Annotated in this window: 10 protein-coding genes; 6 read left to right on the top strand and 4 right to left on the bottom strand. The window is 34.5% G+C overall.

The window, feature by feature from the left end; translation table 11 throughout:
- Positions 1-600 precede the first annotated feature (600 nt).
- The 6 genes from AC23MC_RS02200 (at position 601) to AC23MC_RS02175 (ending at position 17,729) form a co-directional block, all read left to right on the top strand.
- Complete coding sequence (locus tag AC23MC_RS02200; protein ID WP_487566794.1) at positions 601-2,076, top strand: helix-turn-helix domain-containing protein; 1,476 nt, start codon at positions 601-603, stop codon at positions 2,074-2,076.
- A gap of 97 nt (positions 2,077-2,173) precedes the next feature.
- Complete coding sequence (locus AC23MC_RS02195) at positions 2,174-3,214, top strand: tetratricopeptide repeat protein (RefSeq protein ID WP_487566793.1); 1,041 nt, start codon at positions 2,174-2,176, stop codon at positions 3,212-3,214.
- 168 nt (positions 3,215-3,382) lie between these two features.
- Positions 3,383-10,492 carry a choice-of-anchor J domain-containing protein gene (locus AC23MC_RS02190; protein WP_487566792.1) on the top strand — a complete coding sequence of 2,370 codons (7,110 nt, stop codon included), beginning with the start codon at positions 3,383-3,385 and terminating at the stop codon, positions 10,490-10,492.
- A gap of 68 nt (positions 10,493-10,560) precedes the next feature.
- On the top strand, positions 10,561-11,496 hold the full coding sequence (locus AC23MC_RS02185) for a PorP/SprF family type IX secretion system membrane protein (RefSeq protein WP_487566791.1): 936 nt from the start codon (positions 10,561-10,563) through the stop codon (positions 11,494-11,496).
- Between the two features lie 18 nt (positions 11,497-11,514).
- Positions 11,515-13,386 carry an OmpA family protein gene (locus tag AC23MC_RS02180; RefSeq protein WP_487566790.1) on the top strand — a complete coding sequence of 624 codons (1,872 nt, stop codon included), beginning with the start codon at positions 11,515-11,517 and terminating at the stop codon, positions 13,384-13,386.
- 137 nt (positions 13,387-13,523) lie between these two features.
- The gene (locus AC23MC_RS02175; RefSeq protein ID WP_487566789.1) at positions 13,524-17,729 is read left to right on the top strand and encodes a T9SS type B sorting domain-containing protein; all 4,206 of its coding nucleotides are present in this window, start codon (positions 13,524-13,526) and stop codon (positions 17,727-17,729) included.
- Positions 17,730-17,976: 247 nt separating this feature from the next.
- Here AC23MC_RS02175 and AC23MC_RS02170 read toward each other — a convergent pair whose 3' ends face one another.
- From AC23MC_RS02170 to AC23MC_RS02155, 4 genes are read right to left on the bottom strand one after another with little or no spacing between them, the layout of a single operon-like run.
- A complete protein-coding gene (locus tag AC23MC_RS02170) occupies positions 17,977-18,942 on the bottom strand; it encodes a transporter (RefSeq protein WP_487566788.1) in 966 nt (321 codons plus the stop codon).
- 21 nt (positions 18,943-18,963) lie between these two features.
- Positions 18,964-20,022, bottom strand: coding sequence for a cytochrome-c peroxidase (locus AC23MC_RS02165; RefSeq protein WP_487566787.1), 1,059 nt, complete (start codon positions 20,020-20,022; stop codon positions 18,964-18,966).
- A gap of 3 nt (positions 20,023-20,025) precedes the next feature.
- Entirely contained in the window at positions 20,026-20,811 is a 786-nt protein-coding gene (locus AC23MC_RS02160; RefSeq protein WP_487566786.1) for an MbnP family protein, read from the bottom strand.
- Positions 20,812-20,841: 30 nt separating this feature from the next.
- Positions 20,842-21,882 carry a cytochrome-c peroxidase gene (locus AC23MC_RS02155; RefSeq protein ID WP_487566785.1) on the bottom strand — a complete coding sequence of 347 codons (1,041 nt, stop codon included), beginning with the start codon at positions 21,880-21,882 and terminating at the stop codon, positions 20,842-20,844.
- Positions 21,883-21,898 lie beyond the last annotated feature (16 nt).

Below are 21,898 nucleotides of genomic sequence, written 5' to 3'. Positions count from 1 at the left end.
ACTGCAATTTGTGGGAGAGTATGTCGCCGCCTTCTTTTAGAAACCCTTCATCTAACGATGAGGGGTTTTTTGTTTTTAGTTTTTCCATTAGAAGTTTACGGGTTGCGAGTTGAAGAGCTCTTATGGAAATATTCTCTCACATAAAGCTGGGAAAACACAAAAAAGATTGCTTCGCCAGTTCGCTATGGCTCGTGTCCTTCGGAATGAGAAGATTGAAGGTTACTGAGACTATTTACTGGGACTTTTGTCGGATATATTTGTTTAAAATGCTTTGATGCACTGAGGTGCGTGAGGGATAGTAGCGGAAAGCCCACAGTGAGGAGGCACGACGAACGAGGACTTGCAGCGGATAGCCCGACCCGAAGCTTGTCGGAGGGGCACGCCTAATTTTTTAAAATAGTTTGTTTAACGACTCTTTTGTTAGAAAATTCTATTTATTGGGTTTCTATTCTTAAAACTGATACATTTGTAGTGTGTTTATTTATCGATATGTATAGAAGGGGCAACTTATTTATTTGTTTTTTTGTTTCAACATTTTTTTGTTGTGCTTTTTTGTGTCAATTTGCGTTGGCTCAAACTTCTAATCGAGATGAGATTTTTTTGAAAGCGAAGGAGTTGCTGGGTAATAATCCGGACGAGACGATTAAAGTTGGTCAACATTTGGTGAGTTTAGAAGTTGATCATTCCAAAGTTAGTGCGGTGAAACGGCTTGTTTCTGAAGCTTTTTTGGTGAAGGGCGACTATCATAATGCGTTGGTATATGCTTTTGAAGCGGGTTATGATTTTGAGCGATTGGCGATTGAGGATAAAATTGAGGTTTTATTACTTAAATCTTCTATTTTGTATGATCTGAGTTTGGATGCTCAGGGTAGTTCGTACTTGAAACAAGCGGAAGATTTTATTGCAATGGTTGGTGATTCTTCTATAAAGTTAAATTATGAGAATAAACTGATTTTGCATAAAATCATGGTTTTGATTCGAAAGCAAAATTTCAGTGAATCTTTTGTTTTGTTTAAAGAAGCAAATGAATTTTTGGATGAGAATACTGATTTAAAACAAGAATTTGACATCATTAAAGGTGTAGTTTATTTTAATTTGAAGCAGTTGGATTCTGCTCAAATTTATTTTGAGAAGGCGATGGATTTTACTTCTAAACGAAAAACAGAAAACTTTTTTGAAAAATCGGTTGTTTTGGCTGAGAGGAGCAAAGTGTTTTTTGTAGAGAAGAATCATCAGCAAGCTATTGCATTGTTGAATGAGTCACTGATTTTAGCTAATAAAATTGATAATGTTCCACTTTTTAGAATGGTTAATAAGCAACTTTCGGTTAATTATCTAGCGTTAAATGACAAGTCAAATTATCAGCGGTTTAATAATGAATTTTTGATTTTAGATGGTAAGTTAGAACAAATGGAAGAGGAATCGATAAATTCTGCTTTTAATTTAATTTCTGAAGAGTACGATCGAAATTTTGTTGTTGAGGAAAGTAAAGCTAGAAATAAATTGTACACTTTTTTAGTTGGAGCGGTATTAGTTTTATTAATTTCTATAGCTTTTTATCTCAAAAACAGTTGGAAAAGAAAACGGTTGAATGAAATTGTTAAATATTTGGAGATAAGTAAGAACTTGTTTCATAGACCAGTTTTAGAAGTTAAACCAAGCGATAAGCGTATGTTTATTCCGATTGAAACGGAGCAACTTCTTTTGGCAAAATTGAAGCGTTTTGAGCAGTCAACCCGATTTACGAGCAATGATATTTCATTGGCTACTCTTGCAAGCCAGTTTGATACGAATACGAAATATTTGTCTGAAATTATCAATAAGCATTATGAGGATAACTTTAATATGTATATCAACAAACTCCGAATTAATTTTATAATTGAGAAGTTGAAATCGGATCCGAATTACATTCATTATAAAATTAGTTATTTGGCAGAAAAGTGTGGATTTTCTTCACACAGTAGTTTTGCAACTGTTTTTAAAGCGATAACCGGAATTACTCCGGCCACTTTTATTGAGCTTTTAAAGGAAGATTTAGAAAAGGAAAAAGAAGAAGAAGTTTTAGATGAAGTGTAATAGAAACATACAATTTATTTTTACTGTAGCCTTATTTTTTTGCTACTCAACTTTTCTTTTTGGTCAGACTAAGGCTGAGTTTGACAGTATTTTTAGAATGTACACAATCAGTATTTATGAAAATCCGAATAGAGCTATTTTTGTTGGTGATTCGATTTTTAAAGTAGTTTCGAATTCTGACATTAAAGTGAAAGCGTTGATGCTGATTTCATCCGGTTATTCATCGAAAAGAAACTATCAAAAATCATTAGAATATTCAAATAAAGCTAATGAGCTTTCAAAAAATAGTGATGATGTTTTACTTCGAATTAAAATCGTAAATAAAACTGCGATTCAGTATCAACAGCTCAAAATTTACGAAAAAACAATTCAATACCTTGATGAAGCGGAAGAGTTGATTTTGGCTTATCCGGTTAGAGATTCTGTTACTTTTTATTTGGCAAACAATTATATAGTTCGCGGTTTGGTTTATAAAGAACGATTAAACTGCGAAATCGGAATTACTTTTTTGGATAAAGGAATTAAAGAATATGCGAAAGTGAATAATTCCAATAGTATTGCCAACTCAAGTATTGCTTACTATAATAAAGGAAATTGTTATGTTTTATTAAAAAACAATGAAGCAGCTAAATTGAGTTTTGAGGAATCAATTAGTTTAGCAAAAAAAATAAGTGCCAATAGTTTGCTAGCATTTGCTCAAAAAGGCTTGGCAGAAGTTTATACTATTGAAGGACGATATCAAGATGCCATTGCTATATTGAATGAAGCTTTTGTAACTTCTAAAAGTGTGGGTGATTTAATTTTAAATCAAGGAATTTATAAAGGTTTATCCGAAAATTATCTTGCTCTCAATAACTGGGAAAATTATCAAAATTACAATCTTTTATATCTTCAGAATAGAATTAAGATTAAAGAATCTGAACGAAAATCTATTAGTAATTCTTTAGAAGAAATTAAAAAAGAACAAAAAAGTAAATTAGACCAACTACTTCCTTCGTATCAATACGGAATTTATATTCTCATATTTTTAAGTTTATTGATTATTATTTTATCAATTTTAAGTAACTTAAAAATTAAGAATGAGAACCTACAACTTCAAAATGTAATAGATAGATTACAAAAAACTAAAAGCGAATAAATCAATTCGATTCAATCAAAATTTTAGATTAAAATAATGTAAATCAGATATTTACATATTTATTTTGTCTTTCAAATTTCGGTAATTTACAAAGTAATGATATAATAATGTATAGTATTAATATATATTTTTATCCAAACACTAACTAAACCGTTAAATGTAATGAGAATGCGAAAAAAATTACACCTATTCAGCTCAGTAAAAAAGTTTTTACTGTTATTAAATTTCAGAGAGTACGAAAATGATGCTCAATTTTTGTTGATACGAAAAAGTATCCAAAAGAAAATAATTTTACCTTTTCTGTTATTGTTTTTTTCAATAGCAAGTTACGGACAACTTGCAACCGAATCTTTTGAAAGTGGAATTCCTGCAACATGGACACTTTTTGGAAATGGAGTTGGCTCTTCAACTTGGGGGATTTCTCCGGATGGATATTTAGGAAGCGATGCTGCTTTTGTAAATCCTAGTTCTGAAAACATCGGACAAGGAAACACGGCTCAATATTTTTTGGTAACACCAACAGTTTCGGTTCCTGCTAATGGAGAAATTCGGTTTTATACAAAAAGAGCAACAGCAAATACAAACGATAATATTAGTTATCAAATCAGACTTTCTAGTGCCAGTCAACCAGACATCAACGGTTTTACGGTTGTTTTGCAATCTTGGGATGGAAATGATTTGAATGTTGGTTCGGAAACAGAATATGAAGAAAAAATTATTGCAATTCCTTCGTCTATACCAGCAGGTTTAGATATTTACATTGCTTTTGTGGCAGTGAATACTCAAACAGGTGCCGTTGTGTCCGGTGATGCTTGGTATGTAGATAATATTCGTGTTATCGAAGGTTGTTTGCAAGTTGTTGCAGAAGATATCACTTTTTCTCAAATAAGTCCGGTTTCGGCTACAGTAACTTGGACACATCCAAACGAAACAAATTTTGAAATTCAATATGTTGAAGAAGGTGAAAGTCCCTCAACTACTTGGAATACAATCAATGGAAACACTTTTACATTTGATGATTTAACCGGAGAAACAACTTATGATATCTATATCAGAACAATTTGTGATTCGGAAACTTCAAGTGAATGGGCTGGCCCTTTTAGCGTTACTACTGCAGTTTACGGATTGTCGTGTGAACATCCGATCATAGTAAATGCTTCAGCAGGTAATCCTTATTCGTTTGATAGCAATTTAATGTATTTTCCAAATGCAGATACAATTACTTACACAAATCACGGAAGTAACTGTTTACCAGCTGCCATTACTGAAAACTATTTAGAAGGAAATAAAATTTTCCTTTCCTATACTGCAGATCAAGACGGATTGATAAACATTAGTCAAATGACACTTCCATGGGCATCCGGAACAGAATGTTGGGGAAATGCAATTACAGGTGTTTTTATTTATGAAAATTGCGGAACTATTGGTGTAGAATGTTTAGCTGGATTAAATACTTCAAATACAAGTCAGCCCGAAAATATAGCCAATTTTCCGGTGACAGCCGGAACGGAATACGTTATTGTTATTTCAACTTCTTTTGCGGGAACAACAACAAGTGTTTGTTTTGAGTTTGATTTATCATTTACAACTTGTCCTTCTCCTTCTACTTATACGTATGAAAATTTATTACAAGAAAGTGTTTCATTTTCTTGGGATGATCCTGTAAGTATTGCGGACTCTTGGGAATATGATGTTTTACCAGTTGCCGACCCTGCCCCAACAGGTTCAGGAACTCCAACAGCAACTAATCAAAATATTTTAATGAATGGTCTAACGGCTAACACATCTTATAACTTGTATGTAAGACCAGTTTGTGATGGAACTCCTGGAGAATGGGGAGCACCGATTACATTTACAACACAATGTAGTGTTTTTGATACACCTTATACTACAGGTTTTATTGGTGCTTCGGCCTCAAATCCTGAGCCGTGTTGGACATCTTTAGATGTAAATAATGATGGCGTAAAATGGTCATATCAAGGAGGTTGGGAAGAAGGTTATTTAGGTTATGCTACTTTGCAGACAAGTACAAACCAAAATTTCAATCATGATTATCTTGTTTCTCCGCAAATCAATTTTGATGGAGTTCAAAAACGTTTACGATTTTCTCATCAATTAGGTTGGGGCGGAAGTTCAAGTTATAGCATAAGAATATCTACTTCAGGTATAGGTGTAGATAACTTTACGTATGTATTATTACCTGAAACAGTAATTTCTAACGAATCTTGGCAGGAAGTAATTTACAATATTCCGGTTGAAGTTACGGGATTAGTCAATATTGCTTGGGTTGTTTCTCCAGTTGGTTCTGGTCAAGAAGCAAGTAGAATTTCTATTACAAATGTATTTATTGAAGATAAACCAATTTGTCCTGATCCAATTGCTCCAATGTTGGTTGAAGGTAGCGAAACTACCGAATCAGCCCAATTTTCTTGGACTGTTGGCGATTTAGAAGATCAATGGGAAGTTTTGGTTTTACCATTAAATGATCCTGAACCTACAAGTGATTCATCAGGAATTATTGTTTCTGATAACCCTTATACTTACGGTGGTTTACTTCCTGCAAAAAGATATAAATTTTATGTTCGAGCCTATTGTAGTGATGAACATCAAAGTACCTGGGTTGGTCCGGTTAATTTTATAACCGATTGTATTTCTTTTGATACACCTTTCTACGAGAGTTTCAATGATGAAGATGATAATACTCAGAAATTCTGTTGGTCAATTAATAATGCTAACGTAGATGCTTCAGAATGGGCAATGGAAGCTACAAATCCTGAAATTCGTGCAGGTGGTGGTTGGTTTAACCCTACAACAAGTTTTGATGATTGGTTAATTTCTCCTGCCATTAATGTGGAAGGCGTTAAAGAATTAAAATTTAAATACAGAGCAAGATTTTCAATTTTCCATCCGGTATCTAGATTTGGAATTCAGGTTTTGATTTCTACTACAGACACAAATCCTGAAAGTTTTACAGAATTAGCACCTTTAGAAATATTTAATAATACCGATTTTATCGAAAGATCGATTTTCTTTGAAGCAACAGGAACAGTTTACATTGCATTTAGAGTTCCGCCTGCTTTTGATTTAACTCAAGGAACTTCTATTTTAGATATTGATGATGTTTATATTATCGATGCTCCATTATGTCCAACACCAAGTGCTTTAGCAACTACTTCAGTGTTATCTGATAATGCCAACTTAACTTGGATGCCCGGATTTGGAGAAGATGCTTGGCAAGTAGTTGTGCAAGAAGCCGGTTTAGGAACTCCAACTGTAGATGGTGAAACGGTTTCAACTACAACTTATAACGCAGACCAACTTTTACCTGGAACTCAATACGAGTTTTATGTTCGTGCAGTTTGTACAGATACAGATAGTAGCGAATGGGCAGGACCATTTGTGTTCACCACACTTTGTGCACCATTCAATACACCTTTTATTGAAACATTTAATTTTGATTCTACCAGCGAAAGTTGTTGGAGAATCTTAAACACGAATGAAGATGGTTTTGATTTTGCAATGAATGTTACCTCCAATACGTATGAAGGTGATCAAGCAGCCGGAATGTTCACCGGATCAAATGGTGCAAATGATGATTGGTTGATTACGCCAACAATAAACGTAACAGCAAATCAACGTTTACGATTCTTTTACAGAGTGTATAGCTCATTTTTTACAGAAGATTTAGAAATAAAATTATCTACTACAGGAATAAATCCGGAAAGTTTTACAACGGTTTTATACGATACCGAAGAAGATCCAAATCCATTAAACAATGAAGAATGGAAGGAAATGATCATTAATCTTCCTGATGGCGTTACCGGAAACATTAACATAGGATGGCATATTCCAACAAAACCTGCAAGTCCAGCCGGTTATAGAGGTCAACTTTTATTTATTGATAAAGTAATTATCGAAACTATTCCTGCTTGTCCTGCACCTTATAATATGACGATTTCTAACATCAACGACACAACGATTGATGTAAATTGGGAAACAGCCGGAACAGAAACACAATGGGAAGTTGTTGTTCAACCTTTTGGAACACCAGCTCCCGGAGCAACTTCTTTACCGGAATATACTCATTTGGCAGATGCTCACCCGTTTACAGTAGAAGGTTTACTTCCTGCTCAAAAATATGAAGTATATGTTAGAGCAATTTGCGGATCAGAACCTGAATGGGTTGGTCCAATAGAAGTTACTACAAAATGTAGCTTTGAAGATTTATGTGAATACACCGTTACTTTAAGCGGAGGTCCATCATCAGGAATTGGTGGCGGAATTGACGTCATTCAAAACGGTGTAGTTGTTCAAACATTAGATTTCCCAACCGGAGCATGGAATGAAGAAATGCAACCGGTATATTTTATCTTATTTTTATGTCGTGGTGTAGAATTCTCTTTATTCTGGGATTCTATCGGAACAGCTCCAGGTCAATTTCCTGGTGCAACCGTAGAAGTTAAAAATTCGTTAGGCGAAATAATTTCTACTACCGATTTAGGATTACTTCCTGCTCCAAGAAGAACTTTCTTTACAGGCATTGCTACATGTGGCGAAATCACTTGTCCACAACCAACCGATTTAACAATCAGCGAAGCAGGTGAATTATCTTGGACAGCCGGTGGTTCTGAAACTTCATGGGAAGTGTTTATTCAACCTTTCTCAAACGGAACACTGCCACTATCTGGAACAATTGTAACAACAAATTCATACATGCCGCAACCCTCAGATTTTACAGCAGGAAATAACACTTCGTATGAATATTTTGTAAGAGCAATTTGTTCTGATGATGATACAAGTTACTGGTCTGGACCAAATGCATTTGTTAGAAATGATGCTCAATCAACAGCAGTTACTTTAACTGTTAATGATTCTGAAATTTGTACAACAGCCACTCAAGCTTCTTTTAATGGAGCAACTCCTTCTGCTGATACTATGTCATGTGAAGGCATCAATGGAGGAGATTTATGGTATGAATTCCAAGCAACTTCAACAACTCATTTGATTGATTTAGATAATTTCTCCGGAAATCATTATGACAGTTCAGGTGATCTTCCTTACGGGAAAATAACATTAACATTATATCGAGTTAATGGTGGAAATTTAGAAGAAATAGTTTGCACATACAACAATGCAATTGCAACGATGTACTCAACAGAATTAGTAATTGGTGAAACCTATAAATTGAGAGTGACTCAAAATGAAACAGAACTTTCGCCATATACTTTCGATATTTGTGTAAAAACAATTGTTGACCCGTGCACATTCAATGTGATAAACGGTGGATTTGAACAACCGATTGCATCGGTTGGATTAATGAGTAATATGATTTCTCAAAATATTGTTCCGGGCTGGAGAAATGATGTAATTGGCTATTGGTCACCAGGTGTTTTCTTCTATTTTGATGCTTTGAATACAGTTGGAACTGCACCGCAAGAAGGAGCTCAATTTATACAAATGCTTGCATCTGATGCTGGATTAGAACCGGATTTAAACAATATTGACGGTATGTTCCAAGACTTCGATAGTTCTGAAGTAACACAATATGAATACAGTTTTGCTCATGCAACGCGTGGTGGAGAAAATTCAGTTGATTTATTTGTTGGTCCGCCACAAGGTCCTTTTGAATTAATTCACGAATCTACAACCACAAGTTTAGGATTCAATGTGTTGGAAGGAATTTACAATGTTCCAGCCGGACAAGATGTAACACGATTTGTATTCCGTGCCAGAAATGACGGTATCGGAAATCTTTTAGATGATATAAAAGTTACCCCAAACAACAGAATTATTTCTGAAAGTCAAACGTTAGAATGTGGTGCAGGTCCTGTAACAGTTCAAGCGAATGGAGTTGGAAACTGGGAAGCAGATGAAAATAATCCAGGTCTAACAACCTTTGCAGATGTGAATGGTGGAAATGCTACTATTTCTGGTTTTGGTGCTCCGGGAGAATATGTTTTCTATTGGAGAACACGCTATTGCGAAAATTCAATCACAATAACATATTTAGGTTTTGATGATGTTCCAACAGTAACTACTCCGATAGAATATTGTTTGAATGCAACGGCTCAACCATTAACTGCAACGGCAACAACTGGTTATACTTTAAAATGGTACACTGAAGCAAATGGAGGAACAGGCACAACAACTGCTCCAACACCAAGCACAGCTGCTCTCGGTTCAACATCGTATTATGTAGTAAACGTTGATACAAACGGTTGTGAAGGACCACGAGTTGAAATCGTTGTAACTATTGTAGATTTAACTGTTCCGGAAGTTGGATTTTATTATGATGCAACTACCTATTGTGTAATTGGAACTAATCCAATATTATCAACCAATCCAGGTTTTGTATCCGGTGGAACTTACATTGTGAACCCATCTACCGGATTAAGTATCAATTCTCAAGGAGCAATTGACTTATCAAACAGTGATGCCGGAACCTATGAAATTACTTATTCTGTTCTTCAAAATGGATGTATTGCTGCTAACCAAAGTTCGTTTACAATTACTATAACAGACTCAACTTTAGCAGTTGTTAGTCTTGAGTATGAAACGCCAATCTGTCTTTCTGGAGAAAATCCAACACCAATAGATCATTCAGAAAATGGAGCGTTTTCATCTGAAACATTAACTGTTAATTCTGAAACAGGAGAGATAGATTTATCTTCGGCAACAGCAGGAACACACATAATTACTTATACCGCTTTAACCGATGCTTCATTGTGTTTAGAAGGAAATTCAACTTCATTTACTATCGAAATTACTGAAGGTGAAGAAGTGGTTATATCTCAAGAATGCGAAGGAAATGCATTAGTACTTTCTGTAAATGAAAATACTTCAGCCGATTATATCTGGATGGATCAAAACAACAATGTAGTAGGTTCAAACGAAGCAGTATTTAATGTAAGTGACTATTTATCCGATAATCCAACGGCTACTTTCCCACAAACATTTACACTAACAGTTGTTACAGGTGAATGTTCTAATGAGGGTCAATATATCGTTACTTCTATGCCTTGTGTGATGATTCCAAAAGGAATTTCTCCAAACGGTGATGGACTTAATGATTCATTAAATTTAACAGGAATGGGAGTTCAGCAAATAACCATCTTTAACCGTTACGGTAGAGAAGTGTATAATTTCAGCGGAAACTATTCTAACCAATGGAACGGTCAATCGAATGATGGAAAAGAACTTCCTTCGGCAACTTACTTCTACAGCGTTGCTAAACAAGATGGAAGCACAGCAACAGGATGGATTTACATTAACCGATAATAATCATATAATTCAAAGGCAGTTTGCTTGATTTAATCAGGCAAACTGTTTTAAAAAATACTAAACAAATGAAAAAAATATATTTGACATTAGCCTTTGCATTGATGATTGTTCTAGATGGTCAGGCACAACAAGATCCACATTATACACAATATATGTATAATATGAATATTATGAATCCGGCTTATGCTGGTTCAAAAGAAAGTTTATCTGTTGGTTTATTATACCGAGCTCAATGGGTAGAAATCGAAGGAGCACCAAAAACAGGAACATTATCTATCCACAGTCCGGTTGGAAAAAATGTTGGTTTAGGATTGTCTGCAATCACAGATAAAATCGGTCCGGTGGAAGAAAACAATGTGTATGCCGATTTCTCTTATACTTTAAATTTAGGTGGAGAACATCGTTTGGCTTTTGGTATTAAAGGTGGAGCAACTTTTCATAAAGTTGGTTTGTTTAGTGATATCGGAAATGGTTTTGTTCCAGATCCTGATGATCCTGCTTTCAGCGAAAATTCAAGCAACACCTATTTAAACCTTGGTTCCGGACTTTTTTATTATAACCAAAAGTTTTATGCGGCTTTTTCTGTGCCAAACATGTTAAAATCAAAGCATTTGGATGTAACTCAAAATGGTCAGGAATATGAATTTGGTTCAGAAACACAACATTATTTCTTAACAGCAGGATACGTTTTTGATTTGTCAGAAAATACAAAATTCAAGCCTTCTTTTATGATGAAATCAGCATTTAATGCACCAACTTCGTTAGATGTTTCGGCAAATGTGTTATTTTTTAATAAATTTGAGTTAGGAGCAACATATCGACTTGAGGATTCTTTCGGAGGAATGATTAACTTTGCAATAACACCATCAATTAGAGTTGGGTATGCGTATGATCATATTGTTTCAGATTTAAATGTAACAACACCGGCTTCACACGAATTTATGTTGTTGTTTGATTTGAATTTTTCGAAGAAAATATCCATTTCGCCACGATTTTTCTAACCAATAAAGAAACTTAAAATGAAAAAATTATATATCACAGCAGGATTGTTTTTAACGCTTATGTCCGGATTTGCTCAAAATAAGCAAACTGAAAAAGCCGATAAGTTGTTTGAAACCTATCAATATGTTGCTGCCATTGACGAATATTTAAAATTAGCCGAATCAAAAAAAGCAGATAGTTATGTTTACAGACAATTAGCAGACAGCTATTATAATGTATATAACACACAAGAGGCAGCAAAATGGTATGCCAAAGCAGTTGAAAAAAGTCAAGATGCAGAAACGTATTACCGTTATGCTCAAACATTAAAATCTGTTGGAAAATACCAAGAGGCAAACAAACAAATGGATAAATTTGCTTCACTTTTACCAACTGATCAGCGTGCAAAAGACCACAAAGCAAACCCAAATTATATTCCAGCTTTAGCAGATAAAACGAAGTTGTTTGATATTAAAGAAACTAAAATTAACAGCAAAGATCAGAGTGATTTTGGAGCTGTTTTAGCGAATGATAACACATTGTATTTTGCTAGTACAAGAAACACATCAAACAAAACGGATAAGTGGATTAACCAACCTTATTTGGATATTTTTTCATCAACTTTAAATGCAGACGGAACGTTGTCTGAACCTCAAAAAGTAAATGAATTAAATACTGCTTTTCATGATGGTCCGGTTACAATTTCTGCAGACGGAAATACGATGTTTTTTGCAAGAGACGGTCACAGTGAAGGTGTTTTCGAAAAAGACAAAAAGAACAACATCAAAGTAGGTCAACAAGGTCTATACAAAGCTACAAAAGTAAACGGAAAATGGTCAGATGTGCAAGCTTTGCCTTTCAACAATACAAATTATTCTGTAAGTCATCCGAGTTTAAGTAAAGATGGAAAAACTCTTTATTTTGCTTCGAATATGCCGGGTGGTTTAGGTGATACTGATATTTGGAAAGTTTCTGTTGATGGAAAAAATTACGGCAAACCTGAAAATTTAGGAGCAACTGTAAATACTGCCGGAAAAGAAGGTTTTCCATTCATCACAGATGATAATGTTTTGTATTTCGCTTCTAGTGGAAGACAAGGTTTTGGAGGATTAGATGTTTTTAAAGTTGATTTAAATAATCCATCAGAAACAATTAACATCGGAAAACCGGTTAATACTGAAAAAGACGACTTTTCATTTAGTTTCAATACAACCAAAAACATCGGATTCTTTTCTTCAAACAGAAGCGGAATCGATAATATTTTTGAAGCAAATCCAGTTTGTGCAGCCGAAGCAATTGCAATCGTAAAAGACAAAAAATCTGGAAAAGTTTTAGCTGATGCGGCCGTTTCTATTTTAGATGAAAAAAGAAATGTCATCGCAACAAAACAAACTAATGCTAAAGGAGAAGTTTCGTATGATATAAATTGTGATACAGCTTATCTTTTTCAAGTAACGAAACAAGATTTCGACCCTGCTTCAGCTCCGGTTGAAAAAGTGAAATCCGGAAAAGCTTCAGTTACAGTAGAATTAGAACCAATTGAAGTGATCGTAACTGATACAGAAGTTATCCTGAAAAGCATCTTTTTCGAGTTTAATAAAAGCAACATCACTGAGCAAGGTGCAACCGAATTGGATAAGTTAGTAAAAGTAATGAAAGATAATCCAACCATGGAAATCTTAGTAAAATCACATACCGATTCAAAAGGAACTGCTGCTTATAACTTGAATTTATCAAATCAAAGAGCTCAATCAACCGTTCAGTATTTAATTTCTAAAGGAATTTCTAAAAATAGACTTTCCGCAAAAGGACTAGGGTTATCTGAACCAAAAATTGATTGCAAAGAAAATTGTACTGAAGAGCAAGATGCTCAAAACAGACGATCAGAATTTCTTATAGTTAAAAAATAAAAATTTTATTACTTGTTGTTAATTAAGCTAAAGCGTATGTAATGTACGCTTTGGCTTTACACTTTTTAATTTTATTCCACAAAATAAATAGGATTTCCATTAATAATTGTTTTATACGATTATCAATATTTGATTAAATGAAAAAGATAGTTGCCTTAATAATATTACTCTTTTTAAACACACTTTTTGCACAAGAACCAAATGATTGTGTCAATGCAATTACAGTTTGCGGAAACGGTGTTTTTTCTTCAAACGCAGATGGAATTGGTAATTTTCAAGAAGTTTCAGGTTGTTCAAGTTTTGAACATAATACCATTTGGTTAAAAATAAACATTGTTCAAGCAGGAACACTAGGATTTCATATTAGACCTAATGACCCAGATATTTTAGTAGATTATGACTTTTGGGTTTTTGGACCAAATGCAAACTGTAGTAGTTTAGGAAACCCAATACGTTGTTCAACTACAAACCCACAATTGGCGGGACTTCCAAATAATCACACAGGAATGTATGGAAGTACGACTTCTACTCAAAATGGTCCTGGTGCAGATGGTAATAGCTATGTACGATGGCTAAATGTATTGGTTGGTCAAACCTATTATATTGTTGTGGATAGACCAATTGGCGATGGAGGATTTGAATTAGAATGGATTGGTACAGCCACACAAGGAAACGGAGCTTTTGCACCACCACCAACCGCCAATGCCATCGAAGATTATGTAGCTTGTAGCACAAATGCCAACACTGGTATTTTTGATTTAAATACAGTCAGAAGTTCAATAAATAACGATTTAACTGGAAATACAATTACATTTCATAACACAATAGAAGATGCCATTGACGGAGTTGGAAATTTGCCTAATATTTTAGCCAATGCAACCAATCCACAACAAATTTTTGCTCGTGTAGAAAATAATATAACAGGTTGTTTTTCTGTAACCGATTTTAATTTAGTTGTTTATCCGGTTCCCAATGCAAATGTTGCTGTTTCTTCAAATGAAATTTGTCAAGGTGAACAAGTAACCGTAACTATTACAGGAACACCAAATGCAACAATCACCTATCAAATTAATGGTGGAACAAACCAAACCGCTTTGTTAGATGCTTCGGGCAGTTTTAGTTTTGATGAAGTATTAAATGTTGATACAACTTACACTCTAAGTCTCGCACAAATTATCGATACAGATGGCTCAGTTATTTGCTCTCGAAATTTATCCCAAAGTATATCGGTAACGGTTAATGAAATTCAAGCTCCCACTTTTCTCACCAATTCCCCAATATGTAGTGGCGAATCGGCAATCATAACTTTTACAGGAAAACCAAATACTGTTTTGAATTTTACAGTAAATGGTAATCCGGAGACTATAAATATTGATGGAACGGGTTCTTATACACATACCATCAACAATGTAACAACTAATCTCAATATAATTTTAGTTGACATAACCGATGTTGCTGCTCCGTTTTGTTCATTAACTGTTAATGAGCCAATAACTATTTTGGTGGAAAATGCACCAACAATTGTAAATCCAACACCATATTTAATTTGCGACACAACCGGAAGTCCAACCACGGCTTTGTTTCAATTGGATAGCAAAAATGACGAAATTACCAATAATAATGCAGCTTTAACGGTAACTTATTTCTTGACTCAGGCTTTGGCGAATACCGGAAATCCGGCAGATGCATTGCCTAATTCATACCAAAGTATTTCTGCTAATCAAACGGTTTATGTAAGGGTAGAATCAGCAGCAGGTTGTGTTTCTTTCACCGAATTAATACTTCAAATTGTGGAAGCTCCAACTGCAAATGTTCCGACTCCAATGAATAATTGCGAAAACGGAACTACCGGAATAGCAACATTTGACTTGGATCAGGCTGTAGCCGAAATTATTCTGGGAAATACTTTTCCTGTTATTGTCACTTTTTATGAAACATTCGCTCAGGCTCAATTGGATGATGATGAAATTACAGCGACCAATGCTCACAACAGTGCATCAGGTTCAGTTTTTGCCCGAGTGCAAAGCGGTTCTTGTTTTGAAATTGTAGAATTAGTTTTGAATGTTCTTCCCAATCCAATTATAACTTCTCCTGGAATAATTTCTGAATGTGATGATGATTTTGATGGGATAACTTCATTCAATTTAGCTAATTTAGTGAATACTATTTTAAACGGATTATCTTCAACCGATTATTCCGTACGATTTTATTCAGATCAAAACGATGCGATTAATCAACCGCTGAATTTTATTTCACCAACTAATAATTACGAAAATATAACGCCATTTAACGAAACAATTTGGATTCGTTTACAAAATAACACAACCAATTGTTTTTCGGTTCAGCCACTTTCGTTAGTTGTAAATCTACCTTTGCAATTGCCTTCAAATGCATCGCTAACGGTTTGCGATGTTGATAATGATGGTTTTGCCGTTTTTAATTTAACGGGTTCTCAAAATGCAATTTTGGTGAATGCAGTAAATCCGTCAAATTATCAAGTTCATTTTTATCATACTGAGTTCGGAGCAATAAATGAAACAGCAACTGAACTGATCAATTCTTCCGGAAGTTTTACTAATTTAATTTCAGGAAATTCAACAATTGGCGTGAGAGTTGAACATATTTCAACAGGATGTTTCAGCACAACTACGCTGAATTTGAACCTGATTCCGTTACCGGATGTCAGTGCAATTACACTTCCGAATTTGGTTTTATGTGATGAAGTTACGCCGTATGATTTATCTGAAGAGTTTGATTTGACAGTTTATGAAAGTCTTATTAGAAACGGAATTCCTAATTTGAATATCACCTATCACAACTCAATCGGAAATGCAAATAATGGAACAAACCCAATTGGAACGGCGACAAATTACAATTCTCCAACCACTACAATTTTCATTCGAGTTGTAAATACATTGAGTGCAAATCCGCTTTGTTCAGTAGTTCTTCAGTTGAATTTGGTTGTGAATCCGTTGCCAAGTTTGCAAGTAAATGAAATCGTTATTTGTGATGCCAATCTTTCCGGTTTTGCCGACTTTGATTTACAAGAAAAAATTCCTGAAATTTTAGGATCATCGCAACCAAGTAGCAATTTTAGTGTTGAATTTTTTGAAGATAGTTTAGAAAATTCCCCAATTACATCTAATCCATACACCAATTCAACAATTGATTTACAAGTAATTTATATAAAAACCACAAATCTCACTACGTTATGTTCAGTGATTTTACCATTTGAATTGAAAGTAGAAGCCGGTGCTCAAGCTACACAACCAAATGCTTGGGAAGTTTGTGATAATGATGGAACAAATGACGGAATCACCACTTTTGATTTAACTACGTTAGATTCAGTTGTGTTGAACGGACAAAATCCAGCAGATTTTTTAGTGACATATCATCTAACAGCAGGCGGAGCATTGAACGGAACTAATTCAATAGCAAATCCGGAAAGTCATCAAAATACGCTTTCTCCAAATCAGCAAACGTTACATATTCGGGTGAAAAACATCAACTTTGTAACATCTTGTGTGGCAACTACAACAGTACTTTTACGAGTTGAAAAATTATTGGAACCGGTTGTAACTTCGATTGATGGAAGCAACACGATATGTGTGAATTATGAAACCGGTGATGTTGAACGAACATTGAGTTTACGCAGCAGCATTCAAGGAAGTAATTATACATACACTTGGTTTTTAAACGGTAGTATAATTCCAAATGCAACGGCAAGTACGTATGTTGTAAACACTGCTTCGCCGGGAATGTATTCCGTTTTGGTTGAAAATTCGGTTTCTACTTTAGGTTGTATTTCTGACCGAAGTGATGATTTTGAAGTAATTCAGTCTGGACCAGCAGTGGTCATTGATTATCAGGCTTCGGGAGCTTTTTCTGAAAATGCAACGATTACCGTGCAAGTGGAAGGTTATGGCGACTATTGGTTTCAGTTGAATGACGGACCAATTTTGAATAATGGAGGATTTTTTACGAATGTTCCACATGGAATTCATTCGGTTACTGTTCACGATCAAAAAACCGGAAATCCTTCTTGTGACAGCGTGATTATTGAAAATATTCAGATTATTGATTACCCAAAATTCTTTACGCCAAATGGCGATGGCTATAATGACGAATGGAATATTAAGGCTTTGCGAAATCAACCGAGTGCTTCCATTGTAATTTTTGATCGTTACGGAAAATTGATAAAATCAATTAGTCCAAATGGAGCAGGATGGGATGGAACTTTTAATGGAAATGCATTGTTTTCAACGGATTATTGGTTTATTGTTTACTATGAAGAAAATGGTGTTTCAAAGGAATTTAAAGCTCATTTTGCTTTAAAAAGATAAAATTACAAGATTGTTTTTGATTAATTTGAATTGGTTTAGAATTACATAAGCAATGCAACTGGAGCCGTCTTGAAAGCAATTTTAAGACGGTTTTTCTTTGGAGCAGGATTGCGTGAAGGATTGAGCAATTGTTTGAGCTCTTTTTTGATTGTGTAACGCAGTGGAACAATCAAAAAAAGCGAGTGCGAAAGCCTGACCCGTAGTTTACGGAGGGGCACGCCCAAATTAACAATTTAAGTCTATTTTTTTAAAGCGTATAATTCAAATTTAAACTCCATCTATAATTGGCCTCTACTTTTCCTCCGGTTAGGTTTTGTTGAATAGGAATCATATAATTGGCTCCAAATGAAAAGTTGTTTTTTCCGAGTTCAATACCAATTTTCGCCATGAAAATATCTCCGGCTGTATCTCTTACTTTTTGACCTCGTTGAAAGTTGTTTTCATAAATTTCTGCGGCAATTCCAAGTTGTGGAACATAGGAAAAATTATGTTTTTCTACTAAATAAAAAAGGGTAGAGGCATAGTTAAATTGGTTGCCGAAACGGTAGGATTTATCGTTTTCGGTTTTGATAACATAGTTCACCATGTTGTTTAATCCCCAGTTTTTTCTTTTGATGATATATTCGGTTGCCAAAAGATAATCCCAACTGCCTGTTCCAACTTGATAACTTGGATTGACGCTTCCATTGTTGGTTTCGTCAAATTTTCCGGTTGGCATTTTCACTCCGCCACCGAGTTGTAACGTATGTTTGAAATGCAAACTGTCTGTTTTGGTTTGAACAATTTGATACATTCCTAAAATCGTAATGTCGCCAATTCCACTAATGTTTTGTTTACCGTTGTTGCTTTCTCTGTTGTGAAAGTGATAAGGTAGTAAAACAGTGGCTTGCATATTTTTGAAAACCGGAATTCTACCCCAAATTTGTATCGTGTTGAAATTTTCATCGTTCCATGGCGAATTGCTATATAAACCATCTGTGCTTTTATAGGATTGATTAAAATAGCGAATTCCGATAAAATTAGTGTTTAGCATGGAAGCAAACCCCATACTTCCGCCACTGGCAGAACATCCACAGGCATCGCAATCTTCGAGTAAAAAACTATTTAATGTAATTAATTTTTGTTGGAAAGGATTACTATGAGACAGCGAATCGCTTTCAGTTGCATTCGACATTTGAAAGAAAAGTATAATAAAAAAGAAGTTGAGTTTCATTATGGAATAGATTAAGTCTGTTTATTCTGAGAATTTAGGATTGTTTAAAAATTCGTAATCTGTTAATGTTTTTAAAAAAGCAATGAGTTGAAGTTTTTCTTCCTCTGTAAATGAAAAACCTATTGCACCATTTTGTTGAAAAGTAGGATGTAATGTTGTAGAATATTGAACTCCGGAACTATAATGGTTAACAACTTGTTCTAAGGTTGAAAATCTACCATCATGCATATAAGGTCCTGTTTTTTCAATGTTTCTTAGTGTTGGTGTTCTGAATTTTCCTAAATCTGCTAGATTATTTGTTACACGGAACCGGCCTTGAAACATACCTTCATGCGATGTGTCCGAAAAATCATTGTCTAATCCATTGTTGTGATATAAATTATCTGTTAGTAATGGTGTTGTATGACACGTAAAACAAAATTGTTCTACCAATGCCAAACCTTGTAATTCGGTTGTTGATAATGTTCCATTGGGTTCATTTCGGATATATTTATCATATTTTGAATTGCCCGAAACCAATGTTCGTTGAAATTGAGCCAATGCTTTCACGATTCCTGATTGAGTAATTTCCTGTTGAAAAGCTTTGTCAAATAGAATTGGATAAATTGCATCAGCATTTAATTCATCGATTAATTGATTCAAGTTTTGAAATAGTTCATCAGGATGAGCAAGCGGTGCAAAAGCTTGCGATTCTAAATTGGTAGAACCTCCATCCCAAAATAAGCCATTGGTTGACCAAGCTAAATTGACCAGAGTTGGAGAGTTTCGATGTAAAAAGTTGCCGGAAACGCCAATGTTGCTTAAAGCTACACCATCTGTAAAAGCCAAATTTGGATGATGGCAACTGGCACAAGAAACAGTATTGTTGCTTGATAATCTTTTGTCAAAGAAAAGTTTTTTACCTAATTCAATTCCATCTTTGGTGAGCGGATTGGTTTGTGAATCTATAAATGAAGGAAAATTATCAGGAACGTTAACCAACGGTTCTATTTCCTGATAATTATTTCCATCATCAGAAGAGCAGCCATAGTTCACAACTATCACTAAAATAAAAGCGGCTATTTTACTCTTTTTAAACATCTATTATTGCACTGAAATAACAGTAAACACATTGTCTTTAAAATTGTTTGCCACTGTTGTCATTGCAGCAGGAGTTGATGCAGAAACAGTTGGAGTTGCAGTTAAATCAATATTTTGAAGAATTTTCGCTACATCTACGTTAATGTTTAATGTTCCTGTTGTAGATGAACTTATAACCAAAGCTGTTGGCAATGTAATTTCAATAGTTCTGTAGTTTGCATTTAAACCTGTTTCTACTAAAATGTTACCGTTTGTAGCTACATTTTTACCTTTTAATGAAGAGAAAATATAACTTGTGTGCCACATCCAAGAAATGTTGGTCATTCCGTTTAGTTGTGATAATTCGCCTGCTTGTAAGCTTAAATTATTGTTGAACGTTTCATCAACACCTACTGAAAAACGAATTTTTGTATAGGATCCAGAAGGCAAAGCAGTTAGCTCTATTGTTTCTCTTTTGTTAGCCGGATATGTAAAATCTCCTTCTTGAACTGCTATAGCCTTCGTTTCTTCTAATAAAAAGTAGGAATCTTCAATTGTATGCGTTTCATTGTCACTATTCACTAAAGAAATGTTAGAGACCCAATAACGCAAATGATCAAATTGATAAGAATTTCCATCGATTGAAAAAGGAGTATCTAAAGCAAAATCAGTTGAACCAACTTTTGCATCAAAGGTAATTTTTGCATTTCCGGTTAAATCTTCTTGTAAAATAACTGCATCATCAGATGAACAAGCAGTAAAAAAAGCGATAGTTAAAATTGAAAAGGCGAATTGTTTTAAATTTTTCATTGAAATAAATTTTTAAATTTTTGTTTTGTTTTAAAATTCTGAAAAACGAGAATCGGTTAAAAATTCGTTATCAGTTAGTGTTTTTAGGAAAGCAATGATTTTTGTTTTTTCGTCGTTGCTTAACGGAATTCCTACTGTTCCGTTGTTATTTAAACTAGCATCGAGCGTTGCAGAATTTACCACTCCAGAAGAATAATGATTTAATACGGCTTCCAACGTAAACAACCTACCATCATGCATATAAGGAGCTGTTTTTTCTATGTTTCTTAAACTTGGCACTTTGAATTTGTATTTATCAGCGTCGTTTTGCGTAACATTAAAACGTCCTAAATCATTGATTTGCGGATTAACAGCTAAACCATTATTTCGAAATGAATTGTCTGTAAATAAATCAGTTGAGTGACAAGAAGCACATTTTTGAGTGAACAAATTATAGCCTTCTAGTTCTGTTGAAGTTAAGTTGCCACCTGGTTCATTTCTGCGGTATTTGTCAAATCTTGAATTGCTGGAGGTTACCATGACCATAAATTGACCTAAAGCTTTTAATAAGTGCTCAGTATCAATTGGTTTTTCCGGAAATGCCTGAGCAAATAACCTTCTGTAATTAGCATCTGCGTTTAGCATGGCAACAATATCATTAAAATTACCATTCATTTCAATTTCACTTGAAATCGGAATTATTGATAATAAGTTCAAATCGTTTGTAGCTCCATCCCACATGAATGAAGTTTGAAAAGCCATGTTTTGAATAGGAGGAGCGTTTCTTGTTCCTATATTTTCTCCAATTCCATGACTAAACGAATGACCATGATGGGTAAACGCATCTTGTTGGATATGACAAAAACTGCAAGAAATTATGCCGTCTGAAGATAATCTTCCGTCATAAAACAGTTTTTTTCCGAGTTCAAATCCTTTTTGGGTTAAAGGATTGGTTTCAAAATTATGTGCTGTTGGTGGAAAATTTGACGGTACTTGAAATGCAATTGGAATGTTTTGATACTCTTCGGAACTATCATCGGAACAACTCCAAAACACAAAAACAAGTAGCATAGTAAGGATTTTACAACGCATCTTTTTTTAATTTAAA

The organism is Flavobacterium sp. T50_26 (assembly GCF_057652995.1).
The sequence above is the reverse complement of the archived record's forward strand: the minus strand, read 5'-3'. Positions and strand labels throughout refer to the sequence as shown.